Source organism: Streptomyces sp. NBC_01618 (assembly GCF_045209435.1).
GTDB lineage: Bacteria > Actinomycetota > Actinomycetes > Streptomycetales > Streptomycetaceae > Streptomyces.
The window spans coordinates 672,833-685,281 of the sequence record NZ_CP109297.1 but is presented as its reverse complement, the minus strand read 5'-3'; the positions used below and the strand labels follow the sequence as shown (position 1 = coordinate 685,281).

Annotated in this window: 14 protein-coding genes and 1 pseudogene; 7 read left to right on the top strand and 8 right to left on the bottom strand. The window is 69.5% G+C overall.

Features of this window, described 5'->3' with window-relative positions:
- Positions 1 to 67 precede the first annotated feature (67 nt).
- Positions 68 to 1,558, top strand: a complete 1,491-nt coding sequence (locus OH735_RS03200) for an LVIVD repeat-containing protein (protein ID WP_406379273.1) — start codon at positions 68 to 70, stop codon at positions 1,556 to 1,558.
- A 134-nt stretch (positions 1,559 to 1,692) separates the two neighbouring features.
- On the opposite strand, the gene OH735_RS03195 is transcribed toward OH735_RS03200, so the two are convergent.
- From OH735_RS03195 to OH735_RS03165, 7 genes and pseudogenes are all read right to left on the bottom strand, one after another.
- Positions 1,693 to 1,872 carry a hypothetical protein gene (locus OH735_RS03195; RefSeq protein WP_406379271.1) on the bottom strand — a complete coding sequence of 60 codons (180 nt, stop codon included), beginning with the start codon at positions 1,870 to 1,872 and terminating at the stop codon, positions 1,693 to 1,695.
- Positions 1,873 to 1,941: 69 nt separating this feature from the next.
- On the bottom strand, positions 1,942 to 2,643 hold the full coding sequence (locus OH735_RS03190; protein WP_406379269.1) for an HAD family hydrolase: 702 nt from the start codon (positions 2,641 to 2,643) through the stop codon (positions 1,942 to 1,944).
- Between the two features lie 19 nt (positions 2,644 to 2,662).
- A complete protein-coding gene (locus OH735_RS03185; protein ID WP_406379267.1) occupies positions 2,663 to 3,361 on the bottom strand; it encodes a phosphatase PAP2 family protein in 699 nt (232 codons plus the stop codon).
- Positions 3,362 to 3,394: 33 nt separating this feature from the next.
- A complete protein-coding gene (locus OH735_RS03180) occupies positions 3,395 to 4,330 on the bottom strand; it encodes a M56 family metallopeptidase (RefSeq protein WP_406379265.1) in 936 nt (311 codons plus the stop codon).
- Positions 4,331 to 4,438: 108 nt separating this feature from the next.
- Positions 4,439 to 5,083, bottom strand: coding sequence for a DUF5134 domain-containing protein (locus tag OH735_RS03175; protein ID WP_406379263.1), 645 nt, complete (start codon positions 5,081 to 5,083; stop codon positions 4,439 to 4,441).
- Positions 5,050 to 5,621, bottom strand: a pseudogene (locus OH735_RS03170) (phosphoenolpyruvate hydrolase family protein). The gene OH735_RS03175 and the pseudogene OH735_RS03170 overlap by 34 nt, the downstream one beginning before the upstream one ends.
- A 106-nt stretch (positions 5,622 to 5,727) precedes the next feature.
- The gene (locus OH735_RS03165; RefSeq protein WP_406379261.1) at positions 5,728 to 6,114 is read right to left on the bottom strand and encodes a VOC family protein; all 387 of its coding nucleotides are present in this window, start codon (positions 6,112 to 6,114) and stop codon (positions 5,728 to 5,730) included.
- Between the two features lie 78 nt (positions 6,115 to 6,192).
- Between OH735_RS03165 and OH735_RS03160 the strand changes: the two genes are divergently transcribed.
- A complete protein-coding gene (locus tag OH735_RS03160; protein WP_406379259.1) occupies positions 6,193 to 6,744 on the top strand; it encodes a GNAT family N-acetyltransferase in 552 nt (183 codons plus the stop codon).
- An 84-nt stretch (positions 6,745 to 6,828) separates the two neighbouring features.
- Here OH735_RS03160 and OH735_RS03155 read toward each other — a convergent pair whose 3' ends face one another.
- On the bottom strand, positions 6,829 to 7,512 hold the full coding sequence (locus OH735_RS03155) for a glycerophosphodiester phosphodiesterase (protein ID WP_406379257.1): 684 nt from the start codon (positions 7,510 to 7,512) through the stop codon (positions 6,829 to 6,831).
- 270 nt (positions 7,513 to 7,782) lie between these two features.
- Here OH735_RS03155 and OH735_RS03150 point away from each other — a divergent pair, with 270 nt between their 5' ends.
- The 5 genes from OH735_RS03150 (at position 7,783) to OH735_RS03130 (ending at position 12,435) form a co-directional block, all read left to right on the top strand.
- The gene (locus OH735_RS03150) at positions 7,783 to 9,180 is read left to right on the top strand and encodes a DUF6421 family protein (RefSeq protein ID WP_406379256.1); all 1,398 of its coding nucleotides are present in this window, start codon (positions 7,783 to 7,785) and stop codon (positions 9,178 to 9,180) included.
- A 26-nt stretch (positions 9,181 to 9,206) separates the two neighbouring features.
- The gene (locus OH735_RS03145) at positions 9,207 to 9,974 is read left to right on the top strand and encodes an SDR family NAD(P)-dependent oxidoreductase (protein WP_406386391.1); all 768 of its coding nucleotides are present in this window, start codon (positions 9,207 to 9,209) and stop codon (positions 9,972 to 9,974) included.
- A complete protein-coding gene (locus OH735_RS03140) occupies positions 9,953 to 11,032 on the top strand; it encodes a threonine aldolase family protein (protein ID WP_384446390.1) in 1,080 nt (359 codons plus the stop codon). The genes OH735_RS03145 and OH735_RS03140 overlap by 22 nt, the downstream gene beginning before the upstream one ends.
- An 84-nt stretch (positions 11,033 to 11,116) precedes the next feature.
- Positions 11,117 to 11,746 (top strand): transglutaminase domain-containing protein, encoded by a 630-nt coding sequence (locus OH735_RS03135; RefSeq protein ID WP_406379253.1) that lies wholly within the window; start codon positions 11,117 to 11,119, stop codon positions 11,744 to 11,746.
- Entirely contained in the window at positions 11,743 to 12,435 is a 693-nt protein-coding gene (locus OH735_RS03130) for a B3/4 domain-containing protein (protein WP_406379252.1), read from the top strand. Before OH735_RS03135 ends, OH735_RS03130 begins: the two co-directional genes overlap by 4 nt.
- Positions 12,436 to 12,449: the final 14 nt, after the last annotated feature.

Here is a 12,449-nt window from a genome sequence, read left to right as displayed (position 1 = left end):
CTGGGAAGGACGATACTGCCGGGGTCCGTGAACCGTTCAACTACGTTCGGATCCATGGGAGGACGCAGTGATTTCGTTGCACAAGAGCCCGGTGCGGCGCAGACGCCTGGGCGTGGCGGCAGCGGCCGCCGGCCTGCTGGCCACTCTGCTGATGGCCGGCCCCGCAGCCGCGACACCCGACCCGGGTGACGCGGGCGCCGCCCGTACCGATGTCTCCGCCGCTCAGGAGGCCGCAGCCGCAGCCGCCATCACGAGCGGCGAAATACCCGGCGTGGACGAGATCGTCCACAGCAGCAACATCACCCATCTGGCCAACGTCCCGAAGGGCGCGCTCAAGGGGCTGAACACGGACCTGGCCTTCCAGGGGAAGTACGCCTACGCCGGAAACTACGACGGCTTCCAGATCTTCGACATCAGCAATCCGAAGGCCCCGAAGACGGTCGCGCAGGTTCTCTGCCCCGGCTCGCAGAACGACATCTCGGTCTCGGGGAACCTGCTCTTCCTGTCCACCGACTCCTCGCGCAGCGACAACTCCTGCACCAGCACCACCCAGCCCGCCACGGAGAAGTCCTCCTGGGAGGGCATGAAGGTCTTCGACATCAGCGACAAGCGCAACCCGAAGTACGTCGCCGCAGTCGAGACCGCCTGCGGATCGCACACGCACACGCTGGTCCCCGACGGCAAGAACGTGTACGTGTACGTCTCCTCGTACTCGCCGAGCGAAGCCTTCCCCGACTGCCAGCCGCCGCACGACGGGATCTCCGTCATCAAGGTGCCGCGCAACGCACCGGAGAAGGCCGCGGTCGTGAACTTCCCGGTGCTCTTCCCGGACGGCGGCAATCCGGGCGCTCCGACCAATCCGGGTGTCTCCAAGACCACCGGCTGCCACGACATCACCGTGCTGCCCTCGAAGGACCTGGCGGCCGGTGCCTGCATGGGGGACGGCCTGCTGTTCTCCATCAAGGACCCGGAGAACCCGAAGATCATCGACCGGGTGCAGGACAACGTGAACTTCGCGTTCTGGCACTCCGCTACGTTCAACCAGAGGGCGGACAAGGTCGTCTTCACCGATGAGCTCGGCGGCGGTGGCGCGGCCACCTGCAACGAGGAGATCGGCCCGAAGCGCGGCGCCGACGGCATCTACGACATCGTCGGCAAGGGAGACCACCGCAGGCTGGTCTTCCGCAGCTACTTCAAGATCGACCGCCCGCAGGCCGACACCGAGGTCTGCGTCGCGCACAACGGTTCGATCATCCCGGTCAAGGGCCGCGACGTGATGGTCCAGGCCTGGTACCAGGGCGGGGTCTCGGTGTGGGACTTCACCGACTCCTCGAAGCCGAAGGAGATCGGCTACTTCGAGCGCGGCCCCGTCAGCACGGACGCGGTCACCACGGCCGGCCCCTGGTCGGCGTACTACTACAATGGCTACATCTACTCCAACGACATCGCCAAGGGCTTCGACGTCCTGAAGCTCGACGATCGGCGGACCGACCCGGCGAAGCGGGTGCGGCTGAACGAACTGAATGTTCAGACGCAGCCGGACTACTTCGACCGCTGATCCCGTCCGGTCAACCGCTCGACCGGCACCCTCCTGCTCCATCGCGCGCCACGTGCGTCCCGCCGGGCCGATTTCACGGCCCGGCGGGACGCGCCGCAGCCGACGGCGCTCGGCACAGGAGTACGGCACCCGGGTCAGGCGGCGGACCTGGCGCTCCCGCCGGTCACTGCCGCCCACTCCACGAGCAATCGCTGGTACTGCTCCTCGTCCTCCGGGGACAGGCAGCCGTTCGAGCGCTCCCACAGGTCACGGATCTCTTTGTTCACCACGGCAGCGGTGCGCACGGATTCGGAAGAGTCGGGTCGACGGGGCATGCCTACAGGCTAAGGCCACGATGTGATAATCCGACCCATTGCGCGTCAGGGACATCTCTCACATGTTCCTCAGGCAGCGCCCGGTACCAGTCCGAGCGTCCGCAGCCCGTCGGGCCGCTGCTCCACCGGCAGATGCTGGACAAAGCGTACGTCGCACCCCAGCGCAGCCGCCCCGCCATCGGCGCGCCGATCGTCGCCGACCATCACCATATCCGCCGGATCCTGTCCGAGAAGTGTGCAGGCTATGTGGAAGAGGCGTGTGTCCGGCTTCTGGACGCGGTGCTCGTACGAAAGGACGTAGGCGTCGATCAGGGCGTCCAGGCCGTGCGCCCGGAAGACCGGCCGCAGGTCCCAGCCGATGTTGCTGACGACACCGATACGGATGCCGCTGTCGCGGAGCGCGCCGAGCACCTCCGCCGCGTCCGGGTACGGCCGCCAGGCGGCGGGTGACCTGTGCCGCTCGTACAGCGCGTCGTACAGCCCCGGATCCGGCAGAGCCACTTGCCGGGCCAGCCCGGTGTACGCCTCCCGGTGGAGTTCCGCGCTCTCGTCACGGGTGGCCCATACATCGGCGAGCCGGGCGGGAACGTGTTGGGGAAGCGGACCGCCCGGCAACGCCCCGGCAGCCTCCAGTTCCCGCGCGTACCGCTCGAAGTCGGCCTCGTTCACCGCCACCTCCCGCTCGGCGAGGACCGCGCGCAACCAGGATGGGACGGACTCGATACGGAAGAGAGTTCCGGAGAAGTCGAATAGCACACCCTTGATCTGCATGGACGCGATCCTCGTCGGTTCAGGAGCGTCGCGGCAAGGCCGGTCCGCCGCGCTTCTCGTACCGGGCGAAGCCGGCGATGGAGAACCCGACCAGGGCCGCCCCCAGCAGCCAGCCACCCAGTACGTCGCTCGGCCAGTGCACCCCCAGGTAGAGCCGGGTGACGCCCACCCCGAGCACCGAGACCCAGGCCACGACCAGCGCCGCCCGCCACACCCGGGGCCCCGTGCCGTGCCTGCGCAGCAGCCAGAGCAGCAGACCGCAGCTCACCACCGCCGTCATCGCGTGACCCGAGGGGAACGCCGCGTAGTGAGCGGAATCCACCGGGTCCGGCCACCGCGGCCGCTCCCGGCCGACCGTCGACTTCAGCCCCTGCTGCAGGAGAGTCGACAGCGCGCTCGTCACGGCGATCCACACCGCGAGCGCCCGCGCCCCGCGCCACCACAGCACCACCACGGCCACCGTGATCAGGGCACGCATCGTCCATGGATCCCACACCCAGTCGGTCAGGACCCGGTTGGCGTGGACGAGGCCGGGTTCGGTGACCGCCCTACGGTGCAGGGCGTCCGCGACCGTACGGTCCAGCGTCATCAACGGCGACCAGCGCACGGCGACCAGGACCAGCAGGACCAGGGCGAGAGCGGCGCAGACCACGGCCGTGCCGAAGGGGGTCACGCGGGAACGGGTGCGGGCCGGGGGGAGCGGCGACGGGGATGACATGGGGCGATCTTCGTGGAAGTTCCGTGTCCCCGGCTATCCCAGGGCCGTGAGTCCCGGAAGGAAGGCCACCAGCAGGGGAACCACCGGCACCAGGGCGGCCGCCGCGGTCAGCCGGAGCCGACGGCCGACCGTGAGCCGCTCCACCGGGGTCAGCAGCCGGTTCACCCGCAGCGGGAGCTCGGCGTCCGGCGTCGGGCAGGGGCCGAACACGCCCCGGTCCTCGTTGAGTTCCACCAGGGCCAGCGCGATCGTCAGCCGTCCGAAACGCCTCGACGCCACGTCGTCCGCGGCCAGTTCGACCAGCCGGTGCATCTCGTCGCGGAAGGCCGCGAACACCGGCACCTGCGGAAACCCGGTCGCGAGCGCGCCGGAGCAGTGCAGCAGCCAGTCGTGCCGGGCCTTCGCATGGCCCTGCTCATGAGCGAGCAGCGCGTCCAGCTGACGGCCCTTCAGGCGGCCCAGCGCCGCAGTGGTGATGACCAGTTGAGGCGCCGCACCCGGCAGCCACCAGGCATCCGGACGCTCTCCCTCCAGTACGACGAGCGGGCCGCTGCCGGGCTCCTCCCCGGGCATCAGCGGGGAACGCACCAGCAGTTCGGCCCGGCGCCGCCTGCGACGCACCCGGGCACGACGGATCTCCCGGGTCAGCATCGCCGCCGTCCACACCCCGCCGAGCGCCAGCAGCACGGCCATGGCGGCGGACCACTGCCCGTGTCCGCCCAGCGCATACGCCTCCACCACGCCACGCGGCGCCGGCGCGAACACATGCCCGCGCACCGCTTGCCAGGCCGCGGCCGCGCTGAACGTCATGGAGAGCGCGAAAGAGAGCAGCACCCCGGCCACCACGCACTGCCACACCCACAGCGCGACAACGGGCTCGCGCTCCGGCCACTGCGCCCGCGCCATCAGACGTGGGGTCACGACGGCGGCCAGTGCACCGAGCAACAGCAGCGCGAGGGAGACCAACATGGCGCCAGCCTATGAGCGGCGCGGTACCCACGGGTATGGCTCTGCACGGCAAGTGACGTACGCCACGGTTTGGCCCACTCGCTGTTCCCGCAGTTCTCTTCGGATCGCTCAGAGAGTGAGCAGCATCGCGAACATGGCTATGCCCATCGTCAGCCGACAGGCGAGAGCCAGCTCGGGACGAGCGGTCCAGCCACTGACCGGCCCACCCGCGACCGGCCCGCCGCCGACCGGCCCACCCGCGACCGGCCCGCCGCCGACCGGACCGCTACCGCCCGCCATGGCCGCCACCGGTATCAACCGGGCCCCCGACCGCAGTACGTACGCCGCGTAGTAGGCCAACAGCAGCCCGGTCAGCAGGGGCACACCCCCGGCCGTCGCCGCGACACCGTGGCCCGCGTGCCCGCCGTGCCCACCATGGGCCCCTCCACCGCCCGGTGCCATCGCCACCGCCATGTACACCATCGCCGCCGACCCGACCAGATGGTGCAGGTGGTGCGCGCTGTGCCGGGAGAACCACAGCGCGCGCAACGAGGCCACGCCGAACAGCACCGCGTACACCGCCCACCCCCACTGCGGTGGCGTCACGACCGCAGCCGGCACCGCCATGGCGGCCATGCCGAAGCCCATCAGCGCCTCGGCTCGCGCCGCCCTGCGTTCCCCCCTGGTCTCGCCGCGCGTGCGCAGCAGGCAGTACGCACCCGTCACCCCGCACAATGCCATCAGCAGCCAGCCGGACACCGCCGGTCCATGCACAGCGCACCTCCCCCTGGACGTACGACTCGGGTCCCCCCTTGGTCGATGCCCGGACCGGGACCGTCATACGCGGCGCACTGGGGTACAAGGGAGCGCGCGGTGGGGGTGTTCCCCCCGCCGCGCGCCGTACCCGCCTTGGTGGTCAGCCCGACATGCGGTACGAGGACGTCCGCACCGGCCCGCGCCATTTCGGCGGCCTGCTCGGGGTCGCACACGTAGGGCGCGGTCAGCAGATCGCGTTCGTGGGCCTGGCGGATCATGTCGATCTCCAGCCCGAAGCCCATGCCGGTCTCTTCCAGGTTCTCGCGGAACTCTCCGTCGTACAGGCCGACCGTGGGGAAGTTCTGTACGCCGGTGAAGCCGACGCCTTCAACTGGTAGAGGAAGTTGCCCGTGATCCGGAACGGATCGGTGCCGCACACTCCGGCGAGTACGGGGACGTCCCGCACCATGGGAAGGACGTCGTCGGCCATGTCCGGCACGATGGCGTTGGCGTCCCCATAGGGCAGCAGGCCCTCCGGCGAGCCCCGGCCGGCCATCCGGTGCTCGTCGACTGCGCGGAGAGAAGCCGCGCCCCACGTTACGAGAAGCCGCGCCCCGCGCTGAGAGAAGCCGCGCCCCGCGCTTGCAGCGTGAGCTGTGGTTCTAGGGGCGGTAGCGCAGCGGATGGTCCGCCGGTACTTCCACCATGACGATCCGGTGCCCGTCCGGATCGCGGATCCACATCTCGACGAGCCCCCACGGCTCACGCACCGGCGGCCTCAGTACCTCGACGCCGCGGGCCGACACCTCCTCGTGCGCCGTCCGGATGTCCGCGACCTGCATCCACAGTTCGAGTCCGGGCATCGGCGGGGTGGCAGCGCGTCCGGAGACCTCCAGGAAGCCGCCGCCGAGGAAGTAGACCGTGCCTCGCTCGGGACCGGTGCCGAACTCCCGGTAGACGGGCAGCCCGAGCGACTCCCCGTAGAAGCTCCGTGACCGCTCGGGATCGGCCGGACGCAGCAGGATCCGGCTGCTCAGCACATGAACCATGCGCCCGACCATAGGCCCTGAGCACGCGGGATACGCTGCTCCGGCACGGCCACACCAGAGAAACGGAGAGCCACCGCCATGGACACAGCCCCTGCCCAGGACCCGGGACAGCTGACCTTCCGCGACGCGGCCGACGCCGATGTGCCGGCACTGGTGACGCTGATCGAGTCGGCGTACCGGGGGGACCCCAGCCGGGCCGGATGGACCACCGAGGCGGACATCCTGCAGGGGCAGCGGACGGACCCGGACGGTGTCCGCGCGGTCGTCGAGGCGCCCGGCAGCCGACTGCTCGTGGTGGAGCGCGACGGCGCGCTCGTCGCCTGCTGCCAGCTCGAACACCGCGGTGACGCCGCCTACTTCGGGATGTTCGCGGTCCGTCCCGAGCTGCAGGGAGCCGGACTCGGCAAGGTGATCATCGCGGCGGCCGAGCGCACCGTCCGGGAGAGTTGGGGGGTGAGCGAGATGCACATGACCGTGATATCGGTGCGTGAGGAGCTGATCGCCTGGTACGAGCGGCGCGGCTACCGCCGCACGGGAAAGCTCAGCCCGTTCCCGTACGGCGACGAGCGCTTCGGCATCCCGCAGCGCGACGATCTCGCGTTCGAGCTGCTCGTCAAGGACCTGGTCTGACCGGACGGACGACCGACCGGACCGGGTCGGTGGCCGATCCGGCAGAACCGGACACCGGACCGGCCGGTCCAGCCGGTCCGGTGATCAAGCGGTGAAGCGGCCGGCGCGGCGGATCTCCGGGTAATCGGTGGTGGCGCCGTCCAGCCGCAGGGCGCGTACCAGCCGCAGATGGTCCTGGGTGTTCACCACCCAGCCGATGACCTTCAGCCCCTCGGCGTGCGCCTGCTCGACCACCTCCAGGGTGAGGCGGCGGATGTTCAGCGCCAGCGTCGCCGCCCCCACCGCCTTCGCCCGCTCCACCACATCGCTCCGCCAGCGGCTCGCGATGAGTACGGTCCGTACCCCCGGCACCAGCTGGGCGATCTCGGCGACCGCCTCGTCGTGGAACGACGACACCTCCACCCGGTCGACGAGACCGCGCCGCAGCATCACTTCGGCCAGGGCGCGGGCCGCGGCCACATCCTTGATCTCCGCCTGCACGGGGGACCGTACGGCGTCGAGCACCTCCTCGAAGACCGGCACCCGCTCACCCTGCCCGGCGTCGAGCTCGCGCAGCTCGGACAAGGTCTTCTCGGCGATCGGACCGCTGCCGTCCGTCGTACGGTCGACATCGGCGTCGTGCATGACGGCCAGCGCGCCGTCCTTGCTCAGATGAAGGTCCAGCTCGATGGCGTCCATCCCGGCCCGTTCCGCATGGACGAACGACCGCAGGGTGTTCTCCGGCTCCACACCCATCACTCCGCGATGACCGATGGTGAGAAAAGACAAGGCAACTCGCTTCCGTCGACGGTGTCCTGCCCGCGTGCGGCTCCTACCCACCAGGCGGCACAGCACTACGGCAGCCTAGTGGCCCACCTCCTGCCGACAGCCACCGAACCACGTCCCGTCGACGGAAGTGGTCGCGGAAAAGATGTGGCACAGGAAGAATCGCGGTGACCACGGGGGGTCGGCAGGATAATTTCCTGAAGCCCACTTGTCCAAAGGAACTGCACATGGATACGGTTGCTTGACGCGAGGTTCTCCCGTGGAGGAAGAGTTATGACGGAAATTCTTGTGCACGACGTTGCCACAGGTGACATATGTACGGACCAGCGGGTGGTCGAGCACCCAGCCTGGCCCACGCTCAAGAATGCCGTGGAGGAGATCCGGCCCTGGCAGTCGAAGGACGGTTCCATCGACTTCGACGCCGAGGGCGCACCGTCCGGGAAGGCCGCCCGGGCCACGCTGGACCGCGTGATCGCCGCGATCGAGGAGCTCTCCCCGCTGCTCCCGCACGACGCGGCCTACCACCGTGCTCTGGTCGTGGACCTGCGTCGCTGGGCCGCGGACGGTTTCGGTGTACCGGACTTCCTCGACTCGCTGCTCGCCTTCCAGCCGGCCAAGGGCCGCGCCGACGGGCTGCAGCACCTGGTCGTCTTCGCGATGTACACCCAGAACGGCAACCCGGACCGCAACCTCGAAGCGGTCGTGCTGCGGATGGTCTGGCCGGACTGGCTGGCCGAGCTCGAAGCCACCCGCTACGACAACCCGCTGTTCTGCGGCATCACCTTCGAGGACTTCACCTCGGGCTACGACACCAACTCCGCGGTGCTCTTCCCGGAGACCGTCGCCATGCGCGAGGCCCCCGAGCGCTTCAGCTGGGGCGGAATCTTCTGCGATCGCGAGGCTGCCCGGTTTCGCCGGGTCACCGAGGCGGCGGTCGAGCTGCTCGGCGTCGAGCTGCCCGACGACATCCGCGAAATGGTCGGCGACCAGCAGCGCTGCGAGCAGGCCTTCGTGCTCTGGGACATGGTCCACGACCGGACGCACAGCCACGGCGACCTGCCGTTCGACCCCTTCATGATCAAGCAGCGCCAGCCGTTCTGGATGTACGGTCTCGAGGAACTGCGCTGTGACCTCACCGCCTTCAAGGAGGCCGTGAAGCTGGAGGCCGACGGCTTCCCGCAGGGCCGCGACGTGCAGTACGCCGTGCTGTTCGACCGGATGTTCCGCTTCCCCGTCACCGGCGAGCGCGTCCGCAACTACGACGGCCTCGGCGGCCAGCTCCTCTTCGCGTACCTCCACAAGCACGACGTGCTCCGCTGGACGGACAACACGCTGAGGATCGACTGGGACCGTGCCCCGCAGGTCACCAATCAGCTGTGCGCCGAGATCGAGAAGCTCTACCGGGACGGCATCGACCGCCCCAAGCTCGTCCACTGGTTCGCCGCGTACGACCTGGTCGCCGGCTATCTCGCCCCGCACCCGGGCTCCCGCTGGGCCAAGGGTCCGGACGCGCTGGATCTGTCCCAGCCGCCGCGTAAGCTCGTCGACGATGTGCTTCCGGACGAGTTTCCCCTGAGCATGTTCTATGAGGCGCTCTCCAAGAAGCTGAAGAACGTGATCGCCTCGACCAAGGGGATCACCGCCGCGGATGCCGAGCAGGCAGCCGCGTGAGCGCCGAGCTTAAGGAGGCGGTGGCCATGAACGGAAACGGCAGGGGCAACGTGAGCGGTGCTCTCGAAGGTGCCGTGATCGCGGTCGCCGGAGCTGCGGGACCGGCCGGGCGGGCCACGTTGCTGAGGCTCGCCGAGGCCGGTGCGACCGTCGTCGCCTCCGACGCGGACGCCACCCGCCTGGCCGAGGCGGTCGACGCGGCGCGCTACGCCCACGGCGGAGCGACCGTCACGGGCGACACCGTCGATCTGCTGGACCTCGCCGCCGCCCGCGAATGGGCGGACAGGACCGAGAAGGAATTCGGCCGGATCGACGGCTTGGTCCACCTCGTCGGCGGCTGGCGCGGCAGCGCGAGCTTCGCCGAGACCGACCTCGCCGACTGGAACCTGCTGGAGAAGCTGCTGATCCGTACGGTCCAGCACACCTCGCTGGCCTTCCAGGAGGGGCTGCAGCGCAGCGACCGAGGTCGCTATGTGCTGATCAGCGCGGCCGGGGCGAGCAAGCCCACCGCGGGAAACGCGGCCTACGCCGCGTCGAAGGCCGCCGCCGAGGCCTGGACCCTGGCCCTCGCGGACGCCTTCCGCAAGGCGGGGGGCGAAGAAGGGCCGAGGACCGCGGCTGCGATCCTGGTCGTCAAGGCACTGGTGCACGACGCGATGCGCGCCGAGCGCCCGAATGCGAAATTCGCGGGCTTCACCGACGTCAAGGATCTGGCCGAGGCCATCGCCGGCGTCTGGGACCGGCCCGCCCCGGAAGTGAACGGAAAGCGCCTGTGGCTGACCCCACAACCGTAAGGACCGACGCGCGACGCCACCACGACCCGCAGGTACGCGGCTTCGCCAGTGACAACTATGCGGGCACGCACCCGGAGATTCTTGCGGCCATCGCCCTGGCCAACGGCGGTCACCAGATCGCCTACGGCGAGGACGACTACACCGAGCACCTCCAGCGGGTCATGCACAGTCACTTCGGCCCTACCGCCGAAGCCTTTCCGGTCTTCAACGGAACCGGCGCCAACGTCGTCTCCCTTCAGGCGATGACCGACCGCTGGGGCGCGGTGATCTGCGCCGAGTCCGCCCACATCAACGTCGACGAGGGGGGCGCCCCGGAGCGGGTCGGCGGCCTCAAGCTGCTCACCGTGCCGACCCCGGACGGCAAGCTCACTCCCGAGCTCATCGACCGGCAGGCGTACGGCTGGGACGACGAGCACCGGGCCATGCCGCAGGTCGTCTCGATCACCCAGAACACCGAACTGGGCACGGTCTACACACCCGACGAGATCCGCGCCATCTGCGACCACGCCCACGGGCACGGCATGAAGGTCCACCTGGACGGGGCCCGGATAGCCAACGCCGCGGCGTCGCTGGACGTACCGATGCGTACGTTCACCAACACCGTCGGCGTCGACGTCCTCTCCTTCGGCGGCACGAAGAACGGGGCGATCTTCGGCGAGGCCGTGGTCGTTCTGAACCCGGACGCCGTCCGGGCCATGAAGCACCTGCGCAAGCTGTCGATGCAGCTCGCCTCCAAGATGCGTTTCGTCTCCGTGCAGTTGGAGGCGCTGCTCGCCGGAGACCTCTGGCTGCGCAACGCCCGGCACGCCAACACCATGGCCCAGCGGCTCGCGGAAGGTGTGCGCGCGGTGGACGGTGTTGAGATCCTCCACCCGGTCCAGGCCAACGCCGTCTTCGCCCGGCTGCCGCACGACGTGAGCGAGCGGCTGCAGAAGCGCTTCCGCTTCTACTTCTGGGACGAAGCAGCCGGCGATGTGCGCTGGATGTGCTCCTTCGACACGATGGAGCACGATGTCGACGCATTCGTCCTGGCGCTGAAGGAAGAAATGGCGAAGTAGTTCTGTCGAACAGAGCCGAATGGATATGCGGTCGTCTGGAAAGTCATTGACATTCGGCCGGCCGCATATCTACGCTCGGCGGCCATGGAGCTGATCCAGCAGATCCCGCAACTCTCCGCCTATCTTGCCGCGGACGAGGCTATCGACCACGAGCATCCGCTGGTACGGGAGACGGTCGCCGGTCTCCGTAGTGACACTGCCGATGCATACACATACGCAGCCGCCGCCTACGCCTTCGTGCGGGACACCATTCCCCACTCCGCCGATTCGGGCGACATGCGGGTCGCTTGGCGCGCCTCCGACGTCCTCGCGACGCGCAACGGAATCTGCCACGCCAAATCCCACGCCCTGGCAGCCCTGCTCCGTGCGGCGGGTATCCCGACCGCGCTCTGCTATCAGGCGCTCGGCGAGGAGAACGGGGATCCGGGCCCCGTACACGGACTGATCGCGGTACGGCTGCCCGGCCGCGACCGCTGGGACCGCCTGGACGCCCGGGGCAACAAGCCGGGCGTCGACGCCCAGTTCTCGCTCGACGCGGAGCGGCTGGCGTGGCCCGTCCGGCCGGAGTTCGGTGAAGTGGACTATCCAGTACTCTATGCGGTACCGCATCCAGCGGTGCTGCGTGGCCTCAAGTCCGCTGAGGACCGTTCGCAGTTGTGGCGCACTCTGCCCACAGAGCTCCGAGATCCCGTCCCGAGGCAAGGCAGTCGATGACCCTGACGTTCACCGTCTCCGATGACGTACGCACCCTCGCCCCCGGCTTCACTCACCTCGCCGTCGAAGCGCGCGGCCTGGTCAACGGGCCCAGCAACGACGAGAGTTCGGCCATCCTGGACGAAGCGGCCCGCCGTCTGTCCGAGCGCCTCGACGGCCGGGCCCCGCACGAGGACCCCCACCTGGCAGCCTGGCGCGACGCCTACACCGCCTTCGGCGCCAAGCCCTCCCGCACCCGCAACTCCGCCGAAGCCCTGGCCCGACGCGCGCTCACCGACGCCGGGCTGCCGCGCATCAATCTCCTGGTCGACCTCTACAACGCCATCAGCGTCGCCCACCTGATCCCGGTCGGTGGCGAGGACACCGACCGGATCAAGGGCGCCATGCGGCTCGTACGTTCCACCGGACAGGAGTCCTTCTCCACCGTCGCGGGCGGCGAGGAGACCGTGGAGCACCCCGAGCCCGGCGAAGTCGTCTGGTGCGACGACGAGGGCGTCACCTGCCGGCGCTGGAACTGGCGACAGGGGGTGCGCACCCGGCTCACCGAGGAGTCCGTGAACGCCGTATTCCTGCTGGAGCGCCTTGCGCCCATGACGCTCGGCGAACTCGAGGCTGCGGGCGCCGAACTCGCCGAACGGCTGGCGAAGCTCAGCCCCGGAGCGCAGATCACCGTCGGTATCCCGGAGTGACGTTTCGGCCGGGG